Annotated in this window: 25 protein-coding genes and 2 tRNA genes; 13 read left to right on the forward strand and 14 right to left on the reverse strand. The window is 67.7% G+C overall.

Going from position 1 to position 23030, the window contains the following annotated elements; genetic code table 11:
• The first annotated feature begins 14 nt into the window (after positions 1–14).
• The 5 genes from ARTB_RS00685 (at position 15) to ARTB_RS00705 (ending at position 3313) form a co-directional block, all read left to right on the forward strand.
• Positions 15–224 carry a hypothetical protein gene (locus ARTB_RS00685; protein WP_018773403.1) on the forward strand — a complete coding sequence of 70 codons (210 nt, stop codon included), beginning with the start codon at positions 15–17 and terminating at the stop codon, positions 222–224.
• A gap of 109 nt (positions 225–333) precedes the next feature.
• The gene (locus tag ARTB_RS00690) at positions 334–1131 is read left to right on the forward strand and encodes an HNH endonuclease family protein (RefSeq protein ID WP_243177197.1); all 798 of its coding nucleotides are present in this window, start codon (positions 334–336) and stop codon (positions 1129–1131) included.
• A 109-nt stretch (positions 1132–1240) separates the two neighbouring features.
• Positions 1241–2113, forward strand: a complete 873-nt coding sequence (ppk2, locus tag ARTB_RS00695) for a polyphosphate kinase 2 (protein WP_243177198.1) — start codon at positions 1241–1243, stop codon at positions 2111–2113.
• Between the two features lie 30 nt (positions 2114–2143).
• The gene (locus ARTB_RS00700) at positions 2144–2602 is read left to right on the forward strand and encodes a DUF1579 family protein (protein ID WP_243177199.1); all 459 of its coding nucleotides are present in this window, start codon (positions 2144–2146) and stop codon (positions 2600–2602) included.
• A 9-nt stretch (positions 2603–2611) separates the two neighbouring features.
• Positions 2612–3313, forward strand: a complete 702-nt coding sequence (locus ARTB_RS00705; RefSeq protein WP_243177200.1) for an alpha/beta fold hydrolase — start codon at positions 2612–2614, stop codon at positions 3311–3313.
• A gap of 162 nt (positions 3314–3475) precedes the next feature.
• On the opposite strand, the gene def is transcribed toward ARTB_RS00705, so the two are convergent.
• From def to orn, 4 genes are all read right to left on the reverse strand, one after another.
• Complete coding sequence (gene def / locus ARTB_RS00710) at positions 3476–4048, reverse strand: peptide deformylase (protein WP_243177201.1); 573 nt, start codon at positions 4046–4048, stop codon at positions 3476–3478.
• Positions 4049–4088: 40 nt separating this feature from the next.
• Positions 4089–5243 (reverse strand): acyl-CoA dehydrogenase family protein, encoded by a 1155-nt coding sequence (locus ARTB_RS00715; RefSeq protein ID WP_243177202.1) that lies wholly within the window; start codon positions 5241–5243, stop codon positions 4089–4091.
• A 93-nt stretch (positions 5244–5336) separates the two neighbouring features.
• Positions 5337–5409: transfer RNA gene (locus ARTB_RS00720), tRNA-His, on the reverse strand.
• Positions 5410–5610: 201 nt separating this feature from the next.
• On the reverse strand, positions 5611–6243 hold the full coding sequence (gene orn, locus ARTB_RS00725; protein ID WP_308197202.1) for an oligoribonuclease: 633 nt from the start codon (positions 6241–6243) through the stop codon (positions 5611–5613).
• Between the two features lie 168 nt (positions 6244–6411).
• Here orn and mptB point away from each other — a divergent pair, with 168 nt between their 5' ends.
• Positions 6412–8037 carry a polyprenol phosphomannose-dependent alpha 1,6 mannosyltransferase MptB gene (gene mptB, locus ARTB_RS00730; protein WP_243177203.1) on the forward strand — a complete coding sequence of 542 codons (1626 nt, stop codon included), beginning with the start codon at positions 6412–6414 and terminating at the stop codon, positions 8035–8037.
• Between the two features lie 12 nt (positions 8038–8049).
• Here the strand turns inward: mptB and ARTB_RS00735 are convergent, their stop codons facing one another.
• A complete protein-coding gene (locus ARTB_RS00735; protein ID WP_243177204.1) occupies positions 8050–8733 on the reverse strand; it encodes a DNA alkylation repair protein in 684 nt (227 codons plus the stop codon).
• 78 nt (positions 8734–8811) lie between these two features.
• On the opposite strand from ARTB_RS00735, the gene map reads away from it, so the two are divergent.
• Positions 8812–9579: a type I methionyl aminopeptidase gene (gene map / locus ARTB_RS00740; RefSeq protein ID WP_243177205.1), complete on the forward strand. Its 768-nt coding sequence runs from the start codon at positions 8812–8814 to the stop codon at positions 9577–9579.
• On the opposite strand, the gene ARTB_RS00745 is transcribed toward map, so the two are convergent.
• Positions 9576–10253, reverse strand: coding sequence for a GNAT family N-acetyltransferase (locus ARTB_RS00745; protein WP_243177206.1), 678 nt, complete (start codon positions 10251–10253; stop codon positions 9576–9578). The two genes, map and ARTB_RS00745, sit on opposite strands and share 4 nt — an antisense overlap.
• 31 nt (positions 10254–10284) lie before the next feature.
• Complete coding sequence (locus ARTB_RS00750; protein WP_243177207.1) at positions 10285–10800, reverse strand: LapA family protein; 516 nt, start codon at positions 10798–10800, stop codon at positions 10285–10287.
• A 317-nt stretch (positions 10801–11117) separates the two neighbouring features.
• On the opposite strand from ARTB_RS00750, the gene ARTB_RS00755 reads away from it, so the two are divergent.
• Positions 11118–12134: a magnesium and cobalt transport protein CorA gene (locus tag ARTB_RS00755; RefSeq protein WP_243177208.1), complete on the forward strand. Its 1017-nt coding sequence runs from the start codon at positions 11118–11120 to the stop codon at positions 12132–12134.
• Positions 12135–12210: 76 nt separating this feature from the next.
• Here ARTB_RS00755 and ARTB_RS00760 read toward each other — a convergent pair.
• Positions 12211–12283 (reverse strand) — tRNA-Arg (locus ARTB_RS00760).
• A gap of 245 nt (positions 12284–12528) precedes the next feature.
• Here ARTB_RS00760 and ARTB_RS00765 point away from each other — a divergent pair.
• Positions 12529–13095 carry a single-stranded DNA-binding protein gene (locus ARTB_RS00765; protein WP_243177209.1) on the forward strand — a complete coding sequence of 189 codons (567 nt, stop codon included), beginning with the start codon at positions 12529–12531 and terminating at the stop codon, positions 13093–13095.
• A 268-nt stretch (positions 13096–13363) separates the two neighbouring features.
• Here the strand turns inward: ARTB_RS00765 and ARTB_RS00770 are convergent, their stop codons facing one another.
• Positions 13364–13516: a hypothetical protein gene (locus ARTB_RS00770; RefSeq protein ID WP_243177210.1), complete on the reverse strand. Its 153-nt coding sequence runs from the start codon at positions 13514–13516 to the stop codon at positions 13364–13366.
• Positions 13517–13621: 105 nt separating this feature from the next.
• Between ARTB_RS00770 and ARTB_RS00775 the strand changes: the two genes are divergently transcribed.
• Both ARTB_RS00775 and ettA read left to right on the forward strand, forming a co-directional pair.
• Positions 13622–13762, forward strand: coding sequence for a DUF6993 domain-containing protein (locus ARTB_RS00775; RefSeq protein ID WP_243177211.1), 141 nt, complete (start codon positions 13622–13624; stop codon positions 13760–13762).
• 83 nt (positions 13763–13845) lie between these two features.
• Positions 13846–15528: an energy-dependent translational throttle protein EttA gene (gene ettA, locus ARTB_RS00780; RefSeq protein ID WP_026266424.1), complete on the forward strand. Its 1683-nt coding sequence runs from the start codon at positions 13846–13848 to the stop codon at positions 15526–15528.
• A gap of 190 nt (positions 15529–15718) precedes the next feature.
• Here ettA and ARTB_RS00785 read toward each other — a convergent pair whose 3' ends face one another.
• On the reverse strand, positions 15719–16681 hold the full coding sequence (locus ARTB_RS00785) for an acyl-CoA thioesterase (protein WP_243177212.1): 963 nt from the start codon (positions 16679–16681) through the stop codon (positions 15719–15721).
• 62 nt (positions 16682–16743) lie between these two features.
• Here ARTB_RS00785 and ARTB_RS00790 point away from each other — a divergent pair, with 62 nt between their 5' ends.
• On the forward strand, positions 16744–17403 hold the full coding sequence (locus ARTB_RS00790) for a hypothetical protein (protein ID WP_243177213.1): 660 nt from the start codon (positions 16744–16746) through the stop codon (positions 17401–17403).
• 22 nt (positions 17404–17425) lie between these two features.
• Here the strand turns inward: ARTB_RS00790 and ARTB_RS00795 are convergent, their stop codons facing one another.
• Both ARTB_RS00795 and ARTB_RS00800 read right to left on the reverse strand, forming a co-directional pair.
• Positions 17426–17884 (reverse strand): globin, encoded by a 459-nt coding sequence (locus ARTB_RS00795; RefSeq protein WP_243177214.1) that lies wholly within the window; start codon positions 17882–17884, stop codon positions 17426–17428.
• 4 nt (positions 17885–17888) lie between these two features.
• Positions 17889–18548, reverse strand: coding sequence for a mechanosensitive ion channel family protein (locus ARTB_RS00800; protein ID WP_243177215.1), 660 nt, complete (start codon positions 18546–18548; stop codon positions 17889–17891).
• Between the two features lie 137 nt (positions 18549–18685).
• On the opposite strand from ARTB_RS00800, the gene ARTB_RS00805 reads away from it, so the two are divergent.
• Positions 18686–19711, forward strand: a complete 1026-nt coding sequence (locus ARTB_RS00805) for an NAD-dependent epimerase/dehydratase family protein (protein WP_243177216.1) — start codon at positions 18686–18688, stop codon at positions 19709–19711.
• 7 nt (positions 19712–19718) lie between these two features.
• Here the strand turns inward: ARTB_RS00805 and ARTB_RS00810 are convergent, their stop codons facing one another.
• Entirely contained in the window at positions 19719–20204 is a 486-nt protein-coding gene (locus tag ARTB_RS00810) for an OsmC family protein (RefSeq protein WP_243177217.1), read from the reverse strand.
• A gap of 87 nt (positions 20205–20291) precedes the next feature.
• Positions 20292–22847, reverse strand: coding sequence for an aminopeptidase N (gene pepN, locus ARTB_RS00815; protein WP_243177218.1), 2556 nt, complete (start codon positions 22845–22847; stop codon positions 20292–20294).
• Between the last annotated feature and the right edge of the window lie 183 nt (positions 22848–23030).

Consider the following 23030-nt stretch of genomic DNA (forward strand, 5'->3'; position numbering starts at 1 on the left):
ACCACAATGGAGCCATGGAACCGAACCCGGCTGTTGAACACGAGACCACCCTGGAACACGCGCTGGACGTCGCGCGGAGCAACGCGAAAGAAGCGAAGCGGCTGCTGGACGACGCCCTCGTCAAACGCCAGTCCGGTGAAGTCAACGACGACCGGGTGACCCAGCTCCAGGGCCTGCTGGATCTGGCCAACGAAGACCTGAAACGGGTCACACGGGAGCAATAGGCCCCCGCGTTCCGCCACCGGTCCCCAACACTGTGGACAACCGCCCGAGTGGCGTGGCGTCCGCATAGGCTCAGGGCGTGCAGCCAAAACGCCGCGAGCGGCCGCCCACATGAGCGCCACCTGGATGGATTTCCGCCGCGCCCGCCGCCACTCCCGCCAGGCCTGGATCCTCCTTGCCGCAGCCGGCCTGGCCGTCCTGGGCGGCCTGGTCTGGTTCTTCACGGCCGGCCAGTTTTCCGCTGCGGAGCCGCAAATCGCCGGCCCCCGCGAGGCCCCCGTCATTGCCCGAGGGTGGATGAACGCGGTGGACGCCGTCCGGGCAGTGCCGCAGGGAAACGCTGCCGCACTGCTCGACACCCTCGCGGTCAAGGGACGGTCGGCAAAGAACAACTATGACCGGGGTGCCTTCGGCCAGGCATGGCTCGACGTCGACCGCAACGGCTGCGATACGCGCAACGATATCCTCCACCGCGACCTGGCGGCCGCCGAATTCGTCAGCGGCTCCCGCTGCCAGGTGGCCGGCGGCACGTTCCAGGAACCGTACACCGGCCGCACGATCGTTTTCCGGCGCGGCGCCGAAACCAGTGCTGCGGTGCAGATCGACCACGTCGTGGCGCTGGGAGACGCGTGGCAAAAAGGCGCCCAGCAGCTCACCGCGCAGCAGCGCGAACACCTGGCCAACGATCCCCTCAACCTGATCGCCGTCGACGGTCCCGCCAACCAGGACAAGAGTGCCTCCGACGCCGCCACCTGGCTGCCGCCAAACAAGGCTTTCCGCTGCCACTACGTCGCCCGCCAAATTTCGGTCAAGGCGGCCTACCGGCTGTGGGTCACGGCGGCAGAGAAGGAGGCGATGAAACGGATCCTGGCCTCGTGCCCAGGGCAACAGACGATCGTGCCGCGCTGACGCGCCCTTCGCAGTTTCCGGGCTGGAGGACCCTTGCAGCCGTTCTGCTGCCCGGCGACAATGGGCGCGGTGGGACAAACCGCGCGCCCCAAATGCTGGAACGGAAGCCATGGCACATCGCACGCACAATTCAGGCAAGGGGCACGCCGGCCACAAGAAGGGCTCCGCACGGCGGCCGGCCCGGCTCGACGCCGGACTCTACAAGGCCGAACTTCTGCGGCTCCAGGCAGAACTGGTTGCCCTCCAGGAGTGGGTCCGGAGCACCGGGGCGCGGGTCCTCATCATCTTCGAGGGTCGGGATGCAGCCGGTAAGGGGAGTGCTATCAAGCGGGTCACCGAGTACCTGAATCCGCGGTTTGCCCGGATAGTCGCGTTGCCGGCGCCGACGGAGCGCGAACGCGGTGAATGGTACTTCCAGCGCTATGTGGCGCATCTGCCCGCCGCCGGGGAAATCGTCCTGATGGACCGCTCCTGGTACAACCGCGCCGGCGTCGAACACGTGATGGGCTTTTGCACCCCGGCGGAGCACAAACGCTTCATGGCCCAGTGCCCGGTTTTTGAACGGCTCCTCATCCAGGACGGCATCCTGGTCTTCAAGTACTGGTTCTCGATCAGCCATGGGGAACAGGAGCGGCGGTTCAAATCCCGGCTGGATGATCCCATGCGGCAATGGAAGCTCTCGCCGATGGACCGGGAGGCAATCCTGCGCTGGGAAGACTACTCGCGGGCCAAGGACGACATGTTCGTGCAGACAGACACCGCGGATTCACCCTGGTACGTGGTGGAAGCCGAAGACAAACGCCGGGCACGGATCAACCTCATCGCCCACCTGCTCTCCAGCATCGACTACACCGAAGTACGGACCGAGCCGGTGACCCTTCCGGAACGGCCGAAGGCCGTCAACTACACGCGCCCGCCGCGGGAACTGTTCCGCTATGTCCCGGACTTCGCGGCGAGATTCGAAAAGCCGGCCGCGGACTGAGCAGGATCGGTTGGTTCAGTAGACTGCCGCATGGACATTGTGAAATACGTGACACCGTTCCTTGGCACCTGGCATGGACAAAACCGCTTGCGGCTCATGCCCACGGACGACTACAAGGCTTCGGCGGCCACCGCCACGGTGACGGTGACCGCCGCACACTTCGCGAGTGTCGCCTACACCTGGTCAGACGGTGAGAGCCAGCAGGAAGGCCTCCTGATCCTGGCCGGCGGCGCGTCCGGCGCGGATCCCGCCACCGCTGTGTGGCTGGACTCCTGGCACACGGGCAGGGCGCTGATGCAGTTTTCCGGGACCGTGGGCGGCGACGGCGTCCTCCGGCTCAACGGCTCCTATGCGGCGCCGACCGGCCCGGACTGGGGCTGGCAGATCCACCTGCACCCGGCGGACGGCCCGGGCGGACGCATCACCATGCACAACCTGGTCCCGGGCGAGGACCCGTATCAGGTGGTGGAGCTGGTACTCGACCGGTAGGGTACCGGCATGGACATCATCCTCGTACCCGGATTCTGGTTGGACGCCTCGTCGTGGGCTGACGTCACCCCGCCGCTGACCGCGGCCGGGCACAAGGTCCACCCGTTGACGCTGCCGGGCCTGGAGTCGGCCGATGCGCCGCGCGCCGGGATCGGCCTGCGCACCCACATCGACGCCGTGGTGGCGAAGATCGATTCCTTCGACGCGCCGGTGGTCCTGGTGGGCCACTCCGGCGGCGGGGCCATCATCCATGGCGCCGTCGATGCCCGCCCGGACCGGGTGGCCCGGGCTGTCTACGTGGACAGCGGACCGCTGGGGGAGGGCGGGGTCATCAATGACGAACTCCCGGCCGACGGCGACGAGGTGCCGCTGCCGCCGTGGGAGCTTTTCGAGGACGCGGACCTCACCGACCTGACCGACGAGCTGCGCGCCATGTTCCGTGCCCGTGCCATCCCGCAGCCCCGCGGCGTGGCCCAGGACCGGCAGCAGCTCTCGGATGAACGCCGCTTCGAGGTTCCGGTCACCGTCATCGCCTGCGAATTCCCGTCCTCGATGCTGACGGAAATGGTTGCCGGCGGCCACCCGTATGTGGCGGAGCTCGGACGGATCCGCCAGGTCGACTACGTGGACCTGCCTACAGGACACTGGCCGCAGTTCACCAGGCCGGCAGAGCTCGGAGCCGCGATCCTGGCCGCCGTCGACCGGACCTAAAAGAACTGGCCGGCCGGGTCACTGCTGACCCGGGAAATCCCGCCGAAATTCCCCACCTTTGGGACCCGCCGCCGGCTCGTCCCGCCAAACCGCCGGCGATTTCCTGCGCGTCGGCGTCAAACGTGGGGAAAGTCCGCGTGCAGCAGCGCCTAACTGCCGCCGTCAGTGGCCGAACGGGTCCGGGTCTACTCCCGGCATCCAGGTCAGGCCGGGAACGCCCCAGCCGCTGCGCTTGGCCTGCTTCATGGCCCGGCGGGCATAGCGGTCAATGAGCCGGTTGACGTAGAGCTTGCCGTCGAGGTGGTCGTACTCGTGCTGGATGACCCGGGCGAACCAGCCGGTCGCCTCGAATTCCACCGGCTTCCCGTCACCGTCGAAGCCCTGGACCCTCGCCCATTCGGCCCGCTTGAGCGGATACTGTCCGCCGGGGAAGGACAGGCAGCCTTCCTCTTCCTCGTCGGGGTCCGGCAGCGCGCCGGAAATCTTCGAAAGTGTCAGGACAGGATTGACCACGACGCCGGTGGCCGGGGCGCCGTCGTCGTTGTCGTACTTGTACACGAAGAGCCGCTTGCCGACCCCCACCTGGGGGGCCGCCAGCCCGACGCCGTTGGCGGCGTCGTTGGTCTCGAACATGTCGGTGATCAGGGTGCGGAGCTCGTCGTCGAAGACTTCGACTTCCGCGGCCCGGCGGTGCAGCACGGGCTCGCCCCAGATCGTGATGGGCAGGACGGTCATATCAGGAAAGTTCCTCGGATGCAGGTGGAGTCGCGGCGTCTCAGCCGGCGATGGTGCGGCCGACGACGTCGCGCATGATTTCGTTGGTGCCGCCGAAGATCGTCAGCAGCCGGGCGGCGAGGTAGGCCTGGGCCACCGGGTATTCCATGATGTAGCCGTACCCGCCGTGCAGCTGCAGGCAACGGTCCGTGACGGACTTGGCGCGCTCGGACGCCCACAGTTTGGCACGGGCAGCGCCTGCGGCGTCGAGCTCTCCGGCGTTGAACGCCAGGATGGCCTGGTCCACGTACGCTTCGGTGACCTCGACCTCCGTGAGGAGGTCGGCGAGTTCGAAGCGGCTGTTCTGGAAATCGATGATTCGCTCGCCGAACGCGTTGCGGTCCTTCGTGTAGCGGACAGTCGCCTCGTAGGTGGCGCGCACGACGGCGGAGCTTGCCACAGCGATCGCCAGCCGGCCCTGGGGGAGCTGTTCGGCCGCGTACTGCAGGCCCTTGCCTTCCTCGCCGACGAGGTCCGCGTGCGGGACGCGGACGTTGTCGAAGAACAGCTCGGCCGTGTCGGAGGCCTTGAGGCCCATCTTGTCCAGTTGCTTGCCGGTGTTGTAGCCCTCACCCTTCTGGACCATGAAGAGCGAGAACGAGTCGCGGTTTCCGCGTCCGGTGCCGCCGTCAGTGCGGGCCAGGACGAGGGAGGCGTCGCCGGAGATGCCGTTGCCGATAAACGTTTTCTGGCCAGTGATCAGCCAGTCGTCGCCGTCGCGGACTGCCTTGGTGCGGATGCCGCGCAGGTCGGAGCCGGCCCCCGGTTCGGTCCAGGCGACCGAGGTGATCTTTTCGCCCGAGACCATGCCCGGGAGCCAGCAGGCCTTGAGGTCATCGGAGCCGTAGGCCAGCAGGTGGGGGAGGACCATGTCATCGTGCAGGTGGAACGCCAGGCCGACCGCGAGGTGGTTGCTCTTGGCGAATTCTTCGTCCAGCACTGTCCGGAATCGGTAGTCGGACATCCCCATGCCGCCGAACTCTTCCGGCACGGCCAGGCCCAGCAGGCCCTGCTCGCCGGCAGCGGACCACAGTTCCCGGGGCATCATGTGGTCCTCGTCCCACTGGGTGTAGTGGGGAGCGACCGCACGCGCGTTGAACTCGGCGGCCATCTCACGGAACATCTCGTGGTCTTCTTCAAACAGCTTGCGCTTCACTGCGATTCCTTCCAATACAGACAACAAAGGCCGCACCGGATAACCGGTGCGGCCTTTGGAAAAGGTCGGACAATCACTGCCGTCCTTCATGAGGGTGAGCGACGGGGGTTGAACCCGCGACCTCCTGGACCACAACCAGGCGCTCTGCCAACTGAGCTACGCCCACCATGTGCCATATCACGCCCTCCGGCGAACCGGCTGACTGGAAAGGCAACGACAAATAGCTTACCTGCTGTTTGGGGGTGGTTTTGCCACTTTTGCGATTTTCGCCGAAATTTCCGCGAAACGTGGCGCAGATTACTTTTCCGCGCCACGTCCCCGGCGACGTTTCATAGGCTCTGCTGCGCGGAGGGGAGGTGTGCGGGCGCTACTCCGCCGGGGTGGGCTCGGCTGCTTCGCCGCCCATGACGCGCTTGGCGATCCGCTGCGCCGTGGCACTGTCCGGGCCCGGCGCGGGGACAAATACGGCCTCGCGGTAATACCGGAGTTCGTCGATGGAGTCCTTGATGTCGCCGAGCGCCCGGTGGCCGCCCAGCTTGGCCGGGGACTGGAAGTAGGCCCGGGCAAACCAGCGGCGGGAGAGTTCCTTGATGGTGCTCACATCGATGACCCGGTAGTGCAGGTGCTCCACCACGTCGGGCATGTCGCGGACAAGGAACACGCGGTCGGTGCCCACCGAGTTGCCGCCGAGCGGGGCCTTCCGGGGATCCGGCACCCATTTCTTGATGTAGGCGAGCACGGCTGCCTGCGCTTCGGCCATCGTCTTGCCGTGCGGAAGCTCCGCCAGCAGGCCGGACCGTGTGTGCATGTCGCGGACAAAGTCGTTCATCTGGGCCAGCGCGGCGTCGTCGGGCTTGATCACGACGTCGACGCCGTCCCCCAGGATGTTGAGCTCCGAATCGGTCACCAGGGCGGCCACCTCGATAAGGGCGTCATTCTTGGTGTCCAGGCCGGTCATTTCGCAGTCGATCCAGACGATGCGTTCGTTAGTAATAGGCACCCGCCCAGCCTACCGTTCCGACGCCACAGAGCCGTCCGGTGCTAGGATTTCGAATACGCGGCCGCCGAATTATTTCGGCACTTATTTCTTCGACGCGGCGCCCCGGGCCGGACACTGCGGCCGGCTGTGGGCGGAATTGTGGCCCACAACAGATTGGACGATCCTGACATGACGGCGCCTGTGCCTGCGGCGGGGGAAACGGCTGCCGGTACGTCCCGCCCGTCCACGTCCCGCCCTTCTGCGGCCGGCCGGACCGCGCTCACCCCGGCTGCGGCCTCCCCTGAGGGGGAAGGGGCCGTCGGCGACGTCGATACCCCGCGGTCCCCGATCCTTGCCGGGTTCCTGGGCTCGCTGTTCATGACTATCGGTTCGATCGGCGTCGGCTGGCTTGCCCCCGCATCCGAACTTCGCCGAGTCCCGCTGTTCATCTGGATGCGCACCGAGGCCCTCGGCGTCGCCCTCTGCATTGTCCTGCTGGCCTTCGGCGGCATGCTGCTTGTCCGCGCCTGGCTGCGGCTCGGCCAGCGCGTCCGGGTCTGGGGGGCCGGGGCCCGCAAGGCCACGCTCCAGGCGACGGTGGCGTGGGGGCTGCCGCTGATGTTCTCTGTGCCGCTGTTCAGCCGCGACGTCTACGCGTACATCGGCCAGGGCCGGCTCATGGTGGAGGGCTTCAACCCCTACGAAAACGGCATTTCGGCGCTGTCCAACTACTTCCAGCTGGGCGCCGACAGAATGTGGACCGAAGCTCCCGTCCCCTACGGGCAGCTGTTCCTGTGGATCGAACAGTTCGTGGTCTGGGCCACCAACGTGCACCCTGAAGGCAGCATCATGCTGTTCCGGATCGCGGCCCTGGTGGGCGTGGTCCTCTGCGTGATCTACGTGCCGAAACTGGCCGAACTGCACGGAGTGAACCCGAACCGGGCCCTGTGGCTGACGGCGGCCAACCCGCTGTTCCTCACCAACTTCATCGCCAGCGTCCACAACGATGCCCTCATGATCGGCCTGGCCCTGGCGGGCCTTTATTACTGCGCCACGCGCCGGGTCATCCTCGGAATCGTGCTGGTCACGCTCTCCATCTCGGTCAAGCCCATCACGGTGGTCTTCCTGCCGTTCATCGGCCTGCTCTGGGCGGGCAAGGGCGCCAGCTGGCCGCGCAAGTTCGTCTTCTGGGCCCTCACGGCCGGCATCAGCGTGGCCTTGCTGTATCTCATGAGCCGGGTCAATGGCTTCGGCTTCGGCTGGATCAACGGGCTGTCCGCCCCGGGCAGCATCTGGATCTGGTACGCGCCTGTTGGCCTGGTGGGCCTGATCGTGGCCTCCATCTCCAACGCCTTCGGGCTCGACGGCTGGGGACTGGCCAAGTGGGCGTTCGACGCCGGCAAGCTGCTCGCCGTCGGCATCGTCGCCTGGCAGATCTTCCGCGGCGACTACGACCGGCTGATGCGCCGGCTCACCCTGGCGTTCGCCGCCGTCGTGCTGCTGTCCCCGATGATCCAGTCCTGGTACATCGTCTGGCTCATCCCGCTCTTCGCCGTCACGGGCATCCGCGACGACTGGCAGGTCAAGGCGCTCTACTTCATCGTGTCCTTCTTCATGGTGTACGCGATCTCGGACCAGCTCGACGTCTTCCCGTACCTGCAGACCGCGGATCTGGGCCTGGCCCTGGCGCTGGCCCGCAACGCCGCGGCGATCATTGCGTTGCTGTTTGCGCTGTACCTGATCTTCCTTGACCCGAAGACGAAGCTGCTGTTCACCAAGTCGGACGAGCCGGTCACCACGCGGCCGATCATCTAGGGCTGGTTCTGGCTAGGCCGCCAAGTTCCTGAGCGCTTCCTTGCGCGAGAGCGGACTGAGCCGGTCCGCATGCCGCCGCACAAACGCTTTCACCCAGGCCGGATCCGTCCTGCCGTACTGGCGCAGCGCCCACCCGATCGCCTTGCGGATGAAGAACTCCCGGTCCTCGAGGTTGGCCTCGATCACAGCGGCCAGGAGCTCCGTGTCCGTGGCGTCCTTCGCCCCCAGCTGTGCGGTGATCGCGGCCCGCCGGACCCAGAAGTCCTCGTCCCGGCTCCAGCGTTCGAGCACCGGCGTCAGTTCTGCCCGGTGGGCCTGCAACAGGGCGCCCAGCCGGTGGGCCACCCCGTCCACCAGGTCCCACCACGCTCCGGTGCGGATGATTTCCTCATAGAGGGCCAGCATGCCCAGTTCCCCGGCTGCCGGCTTGAGCCCCGTGAGCTCGATCGCAGCATAGCGTTCCTCACGGTGGCCGGCGTTGCGCCACAGCACAAGCACGGCGGACTGCAGCTCCGCCAGGGTGCCCGGCGGGTGGTCCGCGGCCGCGGCCCGGACAATGCTGCGAACCTCGGGAACCCGCACGCCCAGGGATGGCATCTGCGATTTCATGTAGGCCTGGGCCCCCGCGGCGCGGCCAGGATCGGCAGCAGCCTGGAGGCTGCCGCGGATCGCGTCAATCAGTTCCGTGGTGGTCATGAGGCCACTGTAGACACGCCGCGGCGGGCTTTAGAGTTGAAGCCAGCAAGCCGCGGCTCCGCGTCGGAAGGGAAAGCCATGTCCATGATCAAGAGTCCCGAAGAGATCGCACTGATGCGCGAGGCCGGCCGGGTGGTCGCCACCGCCCTCGCCCGGGTCCGGGAGGCGGCCGCCGTCGGCGTTTCGCTCAAGGAACTGGACGATGTCGCCGCGGCATCAATCGCCGACGCGGGAGCCACCCCGGCGTTCCTGAACTACCGGCCGCGGTGGGCGTCCGTGCCGTTCCCGGGGGTCATCTGCACGTCCGTCAACGACGCCGTCGTGCACGGCATCCCCAACGAGTACCGGCTCCAGGACGGGGACCTCCTGAGCGTGGATTGCGGCGCCTTCCTGGCCGGGTGGTGCGGCGATGCGGCCGTCAGTTTCATCGTGGGGACCGTGGACCCGGTGGACCAGGCCCTCATCGACGCCACGGACGCCGCCCTGGCGAGGGGGATCGAAGCGGCAAGGATCGGGAACAAGATGGGGGATCTCGCCTACGCGATCGGCGGGGCAGCGCGCCGGGCAGGCTACGGGCTGCTCGCCGACCACGGCGGCCACGGGATCGGCCGGACCATGCACGCCGAGCCGCACGTGCCCAACGACGGGCGTCCCGGTCGCGGCATCAAATTGACCGAGGGCCTGGTCATCGCCATCGAGCCAATGCTGATTCTCGGCCGCAAGGACGACTACTACCATGACGACGACGAATGGACCCTCCGCTCAGCGAACGGCCGCCGCGCCGCGCACAGCGAACACACCGTGGCCATCACCGCCGACGGGCCGGTGATCCTGACCCTGCCCTAGCGCCCTCGGTCCCTGCCGGCCCGGGGCACCGTCAGGCGGACGACGGCGCGTCCCGGCACTGCGCCGCTGACCACTGTGCCGCTGACCACCGTGAAGCCGGCCGCCGTGAAGCCGGCCGCCGTGAAGCCGGCCGCCAAAAAGAGTCCCAGCGTGCCGTGGTAGAGGTCTGCCGGGCCGGCCTTGGGCCGTTGCGCGGGGTCGACCGGATAACCCTCTACCACCGTTGCGCCGTGGGCGGAGGCGTGTTCGACGGCGGCGGCAAGCAACGCCCCCGCCACGCCGGTGCGTCGGTGGTCAGGGGAGACTACAAAGCAACTGACGGACCACACTTGGTCCACGCCGGGATCCCGGGCGGCGTCAGGGGCCGACGCCAGCACGTTCGAGCGCAGGATCCTTGGGTAGCACCCGCGGGGCTCGACGGCGCACCAGCCCACCGGATTCCCGTCGCGGAAGGCCAGGACCCCGGGCGCCGGCTGGCCGCCGTCGAACTTGTCCCGCAACTGGTTCTTCCGCTCCTCCGGGGTGGACGCGGACCACTGCGGGCCGGTCCAGGCAAAGAACCGGCACCAGCATCGTGAGGGTTCGCCGCGCACGCCAAAGAGACGCTCGACGTCGGGCCAGTCCGCCGCGGCGGTGGTGATGGCTGCCTGGGCCCGGGGTTCTGCGTCGCGCATGGAAAGAGGGTAGCGCCTGGCGGCTTCAGCGTCAGCGCGTGCGCGTGCCCGGGCTGGCCTGGCGGCGGACGCGGTGCGCGGCGAGCCGGAGCTGGATGATGCGGGCGGCTCCGGCGATGGCGACCAGGACGCCGCCTCCGACGGCCGCGATGAACAAGGCGATGCCGAGCGGGACCGAGCCTTCGAGGCCAAAGAACTTCACCTGCACGTATTCCTGGTTCTGCAGGATGAAAGCGATCAGCAGGATCAGCACCACGAGCGCGCAGGCAACCGCGGCCCAGACCATTCCCGCACGGGTGACCTGGCGCGTGTCCGGAGCGGGCGCCGGCGCGGGAGCCTGAGCCGTGGGTTCCTCGGGCTGGGTGGTTTCGGCGCGCCCCGCCGTCGTGGCGGCCACATCCGTGCTGGTCGCGGCCACATCCATGCCGGGGCTCTGCTCGGCGGGCGCGGACGCGGGCGCGGGTGTGGCGTCACCGGACCCCGCGTACGGGGAGGTGGGGGCGTCGTCTGGATTGGTGGGGTCGAATCTGCGGGGTGTCTCGGTCATGGCGGCCGTACCTTTCGATTGCGGGCAGGGCGCACAGGCTATCCCTGCCAGCCTGCCAGTCCATTCAATACTAAGCGTGCTGAGGGCTGGCGGGGCTCAGGGCATAGGGTGTGCACGGTTCGGGCGCTCCGTCCCACGCCAGCAACCGTGCTTTGGCGGTCCCTGGCGGCCGCCGTCGGCGTCGTTCTCCCGGGCATTCTTTCCGGGGTCCTTCCCGGAAACCAGCGGCGCCCGCGGGGCAGTGCAGGCTGTTGGCACCGGCCCGGGGACGGTATAACGTCACAGCAAAGCGAATGCCTTGAAGAGGAGGCGCGGCCGTGACGATTATTGACAACGCCGTCTATGTGGACGGTCACCGGACCGCCGACCCGGAAGGACTCGAGGAGACATACTTTCTGCTGCGGCAGCGCCAGGGCATGGCCTGGATCGGGCTCTACCGGCCCGAAGCCCAGGAACTGCGCTCCGTGGCCGAGGAATTTGACCTGAGCCACCTGGCCGTAGAGGACGCGCTCGCCGGCCACCAGCGGGCCAAGCTGGAGCACTATGGCGAGACGTTGTTCCTGGTGCTGCGGCCCGCGCGGTACCTGGACGACGTGGAAAAGGTCGAGTTCGGCGAGATCCATGTGTTTTCCGGACCGGACTTTGTGGTGACTGTCCGCCGGGCGGAGTCTCCCGACCTGGCCCGGGTGCGCCGGCGGATGGAGTCCGAGCCGGAGTTCCTGGCGCTCGGACCGGATGCGGTGTTGTACGCGATCCTGGACCAGGTGGTGGACGAGTACGAGCCCGTGGCGGCAGGGCTGGAAAACGATATCGATGAAATCGAAGACGACCTGTTCGCTGCCGACCCCGGCGTATCGCGCAGGATCTATGAACTCTCCCGCCAGGTCATCACGTTTCAGCGTGCCACGGCCCCGCTGGCCGGAATCTTGCAGAGCCTCATGGGCGGCGGACCGGACGGCGTGCCGGATCCCGAACTGCAGGATCATTTCCGCGACGTCCTGGACCACGCCATCAGGCTGGGGGAGCGGGTGTCTGCCTTCCGGGCGTTGCTGCAGAACGCGCTGGCCGTCAACGCGGCCCTCGTTGCCCAGCGGCAGAACGACGAAATGCGGCTCCTGACGGAGTCGAGCTTCGCCCAGAACGAGCAGGTCAAGCGGATCTCGTCGTGGGCTGCCATCTTGTTTGCGCCGACGTTGATCGCCTCGATTTACGGCATGAACTTCCGCGACATGCCCGAGCTCGACTGGATCTTCGGCTATCCGATGGCACTCGCGCTCATGCTCGGCATGGGCGGGATCCTGTTCCTGACGTTCAAACACAACAAGTGGATCTGATGGTCTGGTTGAAATAGGAGTTGACATAGGAAGCGGCCCTGACCGTGCGTTGTCGCAGGTCAGAGCCGCTCTCTTGTGCCCCAGGAGGGAATCGAACCCCCGACCGGCGGATTAGAAGGCCGCTGCTCTATCCCCTGAGCTACTGGGGCGCGCTGGCTCCCACCGGCTGCTGCCGGTGACGCCTCAAAAAGTTTACAGTGCCTGACGGCCGGTGGAGGTCAACGCCCGGCAGGTGGCCGGTCCTGCCGGCCCTGACTTCTCCCCAACACGGTCCCCACACCGTTGCCGGCAGCCGGTTATCCACATGGCACAGCCGGGTCCTCCCCGGCCACGGTCCACGGCGGGATGCTGGAACTGCCCGGCAGGGCACGACAATTCGAGACAGGACATGAGAATGAGCGACAACATTACGGTCCGTGGCTTCGTCGCCTCGGAGATCAGAAGCTCGACCACACCCGGTGGCGTGGCCACGGCGTCCTTCCGGTTCGGCGCCACCGAGCGCCGCTACGACCGCGGCTCCAGCACCTGGGTGGATGGCAACACCAACTGGTTCACCGTCCAGGGATACCGGCAACTGGCCGGCAACATTGGCTGCAGCATCAAGAAGGGCCAGCGGGTCATCGTGGTAGGCAGGCTGAAGATGCGGAGCTGGGAGAAGGACGGCAGGGTCTACCACGTCGCCGAAATTGACGCGGAGTCAGTTGGCCACGACCTCATGTGGGGCTCTGCGAACTTCACGCGCTCAGCCGCAGCCGGAAGCCAGGCGGCCGCCGGACCCGGTTCCCCAGACGCGCCCGGTAGCGGCGACGGCGACGGCGGCGGACCGCAGAGCCTGCCAGGGGACGACGACGGGGACGGCGACCACGGTGCCGACCACCACGCGAGCTTCAGCCATGACGAGAGCGGTGAGCAGGAGGAGGTGGACCAGGAAACCGGAGAACTGAAAGGGGCCGCAGCCTGAATCCGCAGGACCGGCGGGCAGCGCCGTGGGCGCCGGGACTGGTCACCGGAACGCCGGAACGGGGCACTGCCGCGTGGCAGAATTGCCCGATGCAACACGCCAGGATCGTTGCGGGACGGGCGGCGCCCACCCGCACCGCGGGAGGGGCCGCCCGTCGCGTCGGCTGGGCCGCTCCGGCCGCCGCAACCTTGGTGCTCCTGCTTTCAGCCTTCGCCTGTGCGACGCCGGCCGGTAGCAGCGGAGCTATGGCCTCTGAAGCCGCGGACTCTCAGGGGACACCTTCCGCAACGTCCCCGGCACCGACAGCCACTGCGTCGCCGGCACCGGCATCCACGACGTCGCCGCTGGCGAACCCCGACCTGAAACCCGACAGGGAATCCGCCATGAAGTCCACGGTCGAGGCGGTCCTGAACGCCGCCATCCGCGGCGGCAGTCAGCCCGAAACGGCGGGCATCCGCGCGTCGTTGGTTAAGGCAGGGATTCCGGCCGACGCTGTGGAAGTCACAGCCGGGCGGACGCCCACGGCATGGCTGTCGACGCCGTCGAGGCCGGAGTGCGCGACGGCAACGACTGCATCGTGGCCCAGATCCGCACCGGCACCGTCACCGTCGCTGTGCTGCTGCCGGGTCTGGCCTCCGGGGGCTGCCTCGTGGGCGTCCGGGACTGAGCCGAACCCTCGAACGCCGTTAAGTGGCCGATCCGGGCTCACGGAATGTGAGTTATCCCGCCCGAACCACTAGATTTGTAGGCATGGCGGAATTTATCTACACAATGACCAAGGCCCGTAAGGCTGTCGGCGAAAAACTCATCCTCGATGACGTAAGCATGTCCTTCTTCCCGGGGGCCAAGATTGGCGTTGTCGGCCCGAATGGTGCCGGTAAGTCCACCATTCTCAAGATCATGGCCGGCCTGGACACTCCCTCCAACGGTGAGGCCCGGCTCAGCCCCGGCTACACGGTAGGCATCCTGCTGCAGGAGCCGCCGCTGAACGAAGACAAGACCGTCCTGGGCAACGTCCAGGAAGGCGTCGGCGAAATCTACGGCAAGATCCAGCGCTTTAACGCGATCTCCGAGGAAATGGCCAGCCCCGACGCTGACTACGATGCCCTCCTCGAGGAAATGGGACAGCTGCAGGAAGCGATCGACGCTGCCGACGCCTGGGACATCGATTCCCAGCTGGAACAGGCTATGGACGCACTGCGCTGCCCGCCCGCCGACGCCGACGTCACCCTGCTCTCCGGTGGTGAGCGCCGCCGCGTCGCGCTGTGCAAGCTCCTGCTGCAGAAGCCGGACCTGTTGCTCCTCGACGAGCCCACCAACCACCTTGACGCCGAGAGCGTGCTGTGGCTGGAACAGCACCTCTCCAGCTACTCCGGTGCCGTCCTTGCCGTAACCCACGACCGGTACTTCCTCGACCACGTGGCCGAGTGGATCGCCGAAGTGGACCGCGGCCACCTGTACCCGTACGAGGGCAACTACTCCACGTACCTGGAGAAGAAGCGCGCCCGCCTGGAAGTCCAGGGCAAGAAGGACGCCAAGCAGGCCAAGCGCCTGACCGAGGAACTCGAATGGGTCCGGTCCAACGCCAAGGGACGCCAGACCAAGTCCAAGGCCCGTCTGGCCCGCTACGAGGAAATGGCTGCCGAGGCAGACCGTACCCGCAAGCTCGACTTCGAAGAGATCCAGATCCCGCCGGGCCCGCGCCTGGGCGGACTCGTGCTGGAGGCCAAGGGTCTCCAGAAGGGCTTCGATGACCGCACCCTGATCGATGGACTGTCCTTCAGCCTGCCCCGCAACGGCATCGTCGGCGTCATCGGTCCCAACGGCGTCGGCAAGTCCACCCTCTTCAAGACCATCGTGGGCCTGGAACCGCTCGACGGCGGCGAACTGAAGATCGGCGATTCCGTCAAGATCTCCTACGCCGACCAGAGCCGCGGCGGCATCGACCCGAACAAGACCCTGTGGGAAGTCGTGTCCGACGGCCTCGACTACATCCAGGTCGGCCACGTCGAAATGCCGTCCCGCGCCTACGTGGCCGCTTTCGGCTTCAAAGGCCCGGACCAGCAGAAGAAGGCCGGGGTGCTCTCCGGTGGTGAGCGCAACCGCCTCAACCTGGCGCTGACCCTCAAGCAGGGTGGCAACCTGCTGCTCCTCGACGAACCGACCAACGACCTCGACGTCGAAACCCTCAGCAGCCTCGAAAACGCCCTGCTCGAATTCCCGGGCTGCGCCGTCGTCGTCTCGCACGACCGCTGGTTCCTTGACCGGGTGGCCACCCACATCCTCGCCTACGAAGGCGACGAGGAGAACCCGTCCAAGTGGTACTGGTTCGAGGGCAACTTCGAATCCTACGAGGAGAACAAGGTCGAGCGCCTGGGCCCGGATGCGGCCAAGCCGCACCGGGTAACCCACCGCCGCCTCACCCGCGACTAAGCCCGCAAGACTTACAGCGCCGCGAAAAAGCCGGCTCCCGCCTGAACTGTTTCAGGGGGAGCCGGCTTTTTGTGTGCGGTGGGCCTGTGCGCCGAGGACGCCGTGTGCCGAGGACACCGTGTCCCAGCCGCCGGACGGGGGAGTACTGGCAGCCCTTGGCCTTGCGGATCAGGTGCTGCAGCGCCCTCGATCAGACGGCGGCCTGCACGGCGCCCTTCGCGGTGTTCTTCAGGTCGGTGTTTTTGAAGTCGTTCGGGACGCGGATCATGCCTTCCTGGGCCACCGTCGCCACGTGCCGGCCGTCCCGGCTGAAGATTTTGCCCGTCGCGAGGCCCCGTGCGCCCTGGGCGCTGGGCGATTCCTGGACGTACAGGAGCCACTCGTCGACCCTGACCGGCCGGTGCCACCACATGGCGTGGTCCAGGCTTGCCACGGACATCCCCGGCGTAATCCAGCTCATGCCGTGCCTGCGGAGGATGGATTCGAGCAAGGTGTAGTCGCTCGCGTAGGCCAGGGCCGCCCGGTGCAGGCCGGCGTCGTCGGGCATCGGGCCGAAGGTCTTCATCCACACGGCGTTGCGGGCCTCCCGCGGTCCCTTGGCCGAGACATACAGCGCCGGATCGACGTGGCGGATATCGAACGGCCGCTCGTAGGCCCAGTGCCGGGCCACGGGGTGATCGAACTTGCCCAGCAGGTCGGCCGTGCTCGGCAGCGATTCGGGGTCCGGGATCCCGGCGGGCATTTCGGACTGGTGCTCGATCCCCTCGTCCTCGGCCTGGAAGGACGCGATCATCGACAGGATGGGCATGCCCTCCTGATAGGCGTGGACCCGGCGGGCCGAGAACGACCGCCCGTCGCGCAGGCGCTGCACACCGAAGGTGATCGGCTTGTTGGCGTCTCCGGGCCGGAGGAAGTAACCGTGCATGGAGTGCACGCTGCGGTCCGGATCGACGGTGCGGCTGCCGGCTATCAGGGACTGCGCCAGCACCTGGCCGCCAAAGACGCGCTGCTTGGGCTGTTGCTGGGAGGGACCCATGAAGATGTCCTCGTCCGTCCGGGCGCCCTCGAGCTCGCCGAGGTTGAGAAGTTGGATGAGCGAGGAGGTGGGGTCCTGGGTCGGGAGCCCCAACAGTCCGGCTTCGGCTTCAGTCATGGTCTGACTCTAGACGGCGTCCAGCGCCGCTCCAAAGAAGCGCAGCCGGTAGAGTCAGTAGTGTGTCTGATGTCCTAACCCAGCCCCTGCAGTTCACCGATCCCCGCGACCTCGACGACCTGCGCACCTTCGCGACGCGCGCCAAGTCCATTGACGACGGCGCCATCCGGCTCCAGGCCGCGGGCCCCGTCCTGGCCGCCTACGTCTGTGTCCTGCGGCCCCGGCTCCTGGGCGAATCCACCCCCACCATCCTGGGCCTGCGGACCATGGCGCTGGCTCAGCCGGCGGACACTGACGTGACAGTGCCGCTGTCCGCCGTGCTGGACCGCCTGGCACGGGCGGGGGCGCACGATGTCGAACTTCCCGTCCCGCCGGTGACCGTCAGCGAGTCGTGGGCCGGGATCGGCGCGCCGCGGACCGGCTGGGAACTGCTCGGCACCGTCCAGGACGCCGCCCTGCGTACCGCAGCGGAGGCCGGGATCAGGGAGATCGCCGCGATCATTCCGGACAAGCCCGGTGCGTTGATCGTCAACAACGCCAGGGCAACGGTCTGGGGCCGGGAACTGCCCGACGCCGGCGGCCTGCCGGCCGGGGCCGCGTTCGCCGCGCTCACCCTGGGCTTCCTGGCAGAGAGCGAGCAGCGGCTCTACCGGGCCGGGCGCTGGTTCCGGCTCAGCGGCACCCGCGGCCACGTGCTGGTCCGGACCGGCACCGGGCTCTAGGAAGCTCTGGCGCCCTCCTCGCTCAGCCTTCCGACGGGCTGTTCACCATGGACAGGGCTGCCCGCTCCATGTAGTCCCAGAGCGTTCCCTCGTACAGCGGCGGCAGCTCCAGGGCATCCACCGCGGCACGCATGTGGAACAGCCAGCGTTCCTTGGCCTCCGGTGTCACCCGGAACGGCATGTGGCGCATCCGCAGCCGCGGATGCCCGCGCTCCTCGCCGTACGTCGTCGGCCCGCCCCAGTACTGTTCCAGGAACATCAGGAAGCGGCGCCTCGCCGGGCCAAGGTCCTCTTCCGGGTACATGGCGCGCAACAGCGGATCTGTTGCGACGCCGTCGTAGAAGACATCGATGAGCTTCACGAAGGTCTCGTGGCCGCCCACGGCGTCATAGAAGTTGTCCGTGTAGCCGGGCTGGCTGAACGGATCGTTCTGCAGCAGCTGCCTGGGCTGGCTGGGTTCGCTGGCGCTGGGAATCGTCATTTCACTATTCTCCGGCCTTCTGCTGGGGTGCGCTGTCGGCCTCGTCTGCCGGGGACGTCTCGGGCGGAATGTACGTGCCCTGGGAGCGGTTGCCCACGCGCAGGATTTCGCCGTTGCGTAGGTACCAGATGGTGCCGTCGTCGGCCCGGACCCGGGTGATCCGCAGGTTCATGGCCTCGACTGTGCCCACCACCTCGGAAGTCTCGATGATGTCGCCAATGCCGTACTGGTCCTCGAAGGTAATGAAGATGCCGGCGAGGAAGTCGCGGATCAACTGCTGGGCACCGAAGCCGATGGCCACACCGAGGATCCCGACGCTCGTCAGGATGGGAGCCACGTCCACGTTCAGGTACTTGAGCACGTACACGATGGTGAGGACGGCGATCAGGACGCCGACCACGCTGCGGAGCAGTGCGCCGATTGTCTCTGCCCGCTGGACGCGGCGTTCGTGGTCCAGGGCGCGGAACGCCGGAGCGACCCAGCGGAAGTGCGACTTCTTGAAGAGTGTGCTGCCCGCCGCGACCCGTTTGGTGATTCCGGTGATCACGAAGGATGCCGCCAGCCACACGGCGACGCCGATGCCCAGGCTGATGAGGCCACCTGGCAGGTTGACAGCCGAGATGTCCGGTGCGGTGATTGGTTCGATGGTGGTCAGGCTGATCATCGGTGAGGGAAAACTCCTTGTTTACTGCAGCCCTGCTGCCGGCCGGCAGCAGGGCTGGGCGTCCGGAAAGGCGGCTTGCGTTCGCCGGGCGCATAACGCTCTGGTCTACTTCAACATTAGCGCCGTAGCGTGGCCCCATGCGCATCCTGGTCCTTGGCGGCACGGCCTTCCTGTCAACTGAAGTAGCCCGGCAGGCCCTCGCCGCCGGGCACGACGTCACATGCCTGGCCCGCGGTTCCGCCGCCGCGCCGCCCGACGGCGCCACCTGGCTGCGCGCGGACCGATCGCAGGGGAAGACCGCGTACGAAGGGGCCGCCGGCAGCGGCGCGTGGGACGCCGTCGTCGACGTCTCGCGGGACCCTGACCAGGCACGTGAGGCCCTCGAGACGCTGGCCGGCTCGGCCCGGCACTGGACCTTCATCTCCAGCTGCTCGGTCTACGCTGACAACTCAGTGGCCGCCGAGGCCGAAGACGCCCAGGTGCTCCCGCCGCTGGCTCCGGGCACGGAGCTGACCATGGAAAACTACGGCGAGGCCAAGTCCGCGATCGAGCACCTGACCCGGGAACTGGCAGGCGGCAAGGCGCACCTCTGCCGCGCCGGCCTGATCGGCGGACCCGGGGACGGCTCCGACCGCTACGGGTACTGGCCGGCCCGATTCGCCCGGGACAACGATCCCGTCCTGGTCCCGGACATCCCCGCCGACGCCACCCAGATCATCGACGTCCGCGATCTCGCTGCCTGGATCCTCACCGCCGCCGGGAACGGAACCACTGGGGCGCTGAACGCCGTCGGTGAGCCGGTGCCCTTTGCCGCCTATCTGGAGGAAGCCCGCCAGCTCGCCGACGCCGACTCCGAGGTGGTTGTCGCCCCCGAGGACTGGCTGGCGTCGCACGGTGCGAACTACTGGGCCGGCCCGGACTCGCTGCCGCTGTGGCTGCCGCCAGGCCACGAGGGCTTCTCGACCCGCAGCAACGATGCTGCCCGGACAGCAGGGCTGCGGCTCCGGCCCTGGATGGACACGCTGCGGGACACCCTGGCGGATGAACGCCGCCGCGGACTCGGCCGTGAACGCAAGGCCGGCATGAGCCCGGAGACGGAGCGCCGGCTGGTGTCCGGGTACCGGACAGAGGCCTCGGCCTGCCCGGCTGACGGCGCCGCCTGAAAACTATTCAGTCAGCCTGGCCCTCCACCACAGCCGTCGGCTCGTGCAACACCGGGAAATTCACGCTGCGGGCGATGAAACAGACCTTGTTGGCCTCCACGTGGAGTTCCTCAAGGACATCCGGTGCCGCCGCTTCCGCCACCGTCACCCGGGGCCTCAGCGTGACGGATTCGAACTGCCCGCTGCCGTCCCGGTTGGTCCGCATCAGGCCCTCGGCCCGGTCCTCGTAGGCCGTCACCACAACGCCGTGCTTCACGGCCACGTGCAGGAAGGAGAGCATGTGGCACTGCGAGAGCGCGGCCAGCAGCAGCTGTTCGGGGTTGTAGCGCTCCCGGTCCCCGTGGAAGGTCGGATCGGCCGAGCCGCGCAGCACCGGCAGCCCGGGGATCTCGACGTCGTGGTCCCGAGAGTAACCGCGGTACGAGGACGTCCCGGCCCCGCGGTTCCCGGTCCAGCGGACGGTCAGCGCATAGTGATGTTCGTCAAGGCTCATGACTCCAGCCTAGAACGACAGAACCCCGGCGCCGCACAAGGGCGGCGCCGGGGTTCCAGGCTTGCCGGGGGTCCGGTGCCTAGGCCGTTAGCCGACGTCGGCCTGGCGGGCGCGCAGGGCGCGGGCAACGCCGTCGCGGTTCTCCAGCATCATCCGGCGCAGCGCCGCACTGCCCTCCGGCAGCGAGGCCAGGAACTCATCCGTGCGGTCCACCGTGGCCTGCGTGGTCAGCTGGGCCGGGTAGAGCCCGACGACGATCTGCGAGGCCAGCGCGTGGGTGCGGCTTGCCATGATGCCCGGGACGGCCTCGAAGTACTTCTCGGCGTACGGCTCGAGCAGGGACGTGTCCAGGACCCGGGTAAAGCCGGTCACCGCGGAGCCCTGCAGGGCGTTGGACAGATCGCCCTTGACCACAATCGATTCCCAGGCCGCGGCCTTGGCCTCCGGGGTGGGGATGGCGGCCTTGGCCAGGGCCGCCGCGTTCTGGCCGTTGGAGGTGTTGTCGTGCTCCAGTTCCTCGTCGATCCGCTCCTGCCCGGCGCGGCCGCCGGCCACGAGGGAAGCCAGCAGCTCCCACCGCAGGTCCTGGTCCACGCTCAGCCCGTCGAGGGTGAGTGAGCCGTCCAGCAGCCCGGAGACCGTGTCCAGCTGCCCGGCACTGCGGGCCAGCAGGGCGTAGGACTTCACGAACTGCAGCTGGGCGTCCGAGCCGGCCGGCACCGCCGAGGCGAGCTCCCAGAGCTTGTCGGCCGCGGCCACGGCGGTCGCCTCCTGGTGCTCCTCGGCCACGTAGAAGGTCAGCGTGGTGGCCAGCTGCCGGAGCTGGACCAGGATCACGGAAGAATCGGATTCCTCGGCAATGTTGGCGAGGATCAGCTCCACATACCCCCGGGCCGGGGACTCGCCGTCGCGCGCCGCATCCCAGGCCGAGCCCCACACGAGCGTGCGGGGGAGGCTCTGGCTGAAGTCCTTCAGGTGCGCCGTTGCGGTGGCGAGGGACTTCGGATCCAGGCGCACCTTGGCGTAGGCGAGGTCGTCGTCGTTGAGCAGGATCAGGTCCGGCTGGGCCAGGCCGGCCAAGGCCGGAACTTCGGTGCGCTCGCCGTCGACGTCGAGCTCCTCGCGGTGCACCCGCTCCAGCTTGCCGGTCCCGTTGAGGTTGTAGAAGCCGACGGCGAGGCGGTGCGGGCGCAGGGTCGGTTCGCTCTCGATCGCCGACTGCACGATGGCGAAGGACTCGATGGTGCCGTCCGCGGACGCCGAGATTTCCGGTGTCAGGGTGTTCACGCCGGCGGTCTCCAGCCAGAGCTGCCCCCACCGTTCCAGGTCGCGGCCGCTGGCCTTCTCGAGTTCGGCCATGAGGTCGCTGAGCTCGGTGTTCTGCCAGGCGTGCTTGCTGAAGTACTCCCGCACCCCGGACATGAATTGCTCCGGGCCCACCCAGGCGACGAGCTGGCGCAGCACCGACGCGCCCTTGGCGTAGGTGATCCCGTCGAAGTTCACCTCGACGTCCTGGAGGTCGTTGATCTCGGCGAAGATCGGGTGCGTGGTAGGCAGCTGGTCCTGCCGGTAGGCCCAGGACTTCTCCACGGACGCGAACGTGGTCCAGGCGTGGCCGAACTCAGTGTTCTCGACGGCGGCCAGGTGGGACATATATTCGGCGAAGGACTCGTTGAGCCAGAGGTCGTTCCACCAGCGCATGGTGACGAGGTCGCCGAACCACATGTGCGCGAGCTCGTGCAGCACGGTGATGGCGCGGCGTTCCACCTGGGCATCGGTGACCTTGCCGCGGAAGACGTAGCCTTCCAGGATGGTGACGGCCCCGGCGTTCTCCATGGCGCCGGCGTTGAACTCCGGCACGAAGAGCTGGTCGTACTTCTCGAACGGGTACGGGCAGCCGAACTGGGCCTCGAAGAACTCGAAGCCCTGCCGGGTGAGCTCGAAGATGTTGTCCGCATCGAGGTACTGCATGAGCGACTTGCGGGCGAAGATGCCCAGCGGGGTGACGTTGCCCGCCGCCGACGTGACCTCGCTGCGCACTGACTGGTACGGCCCGGCGATCAGCGCGGTGACATAGGAGGACAGCCGCGGTGTCGGCGTGAACTCCCAGACAGAGCGGGCGGCCCCATCCGCGCCGGGGATGGTCTCCACCGGCACCGGGGTGGGGGAGTTGGACACGACATCCCAGTGCGAGGGGGCGGTGACGGTGAACGTGAAGCTGGCCTTCAGGTCGGGCTGTTCGAAGACGGCGAACATGCGCCGCGAATCCGGGACCTCGAACTGGGTGTACAGGTAGACCTCGTTGTCCACCGGATCCACGAAGCGGTGCAGGCCTTCACCGGTGTTCATGTACGGGGCTTCGGCGACTACCAGCAGGTCGTTCTCGGCCGCGAGGTCCGGGAGCTGGATCCGGACGCCGTCGGAGACCTCGGCCGGATCCAGTTCGCGGCCGTTGAGGCTGACGCTGTGCACGGCGTGGGTGACGGCGTCGATGAAGGTCGACGAGCCGGGCTTGGCCCGGAACTTCACGGCCGTGGTGGAGCCGAAGACCTTCTCGCCGCGGGTCAGGTCCAGGCTGACCTCGTAGGAATCGACGTCGATCAGGGCGGCGCGCTCGCGGGCTTCGGCGCGGGTCAGGTTCATACCGGGCAAAGGGGCCTCCAGAAGAAGATGGATACTGCCGGCCGGCCGCGGCCGCGGTCGCCGGCGATACTGTGAAATTATTCTTTCACGTTAGCGGCCCTTGGCAAGTTAGCCCGGTCACAACCGGCCCCAAGGCCTCGGCGCCCACTCCACGATTTGCCACGAATGGCCGCTAAGCCGATG

It is taken from the genome of Arthrobacter humicola, assembly GCF_022803015.1.
Classification (GTDB): Bacteria; Actinomycetota; Actinomycetes; order Actinomycetales; family Micrococcaceae; genus Arthrobacter; species Arthrobacter humicola_A.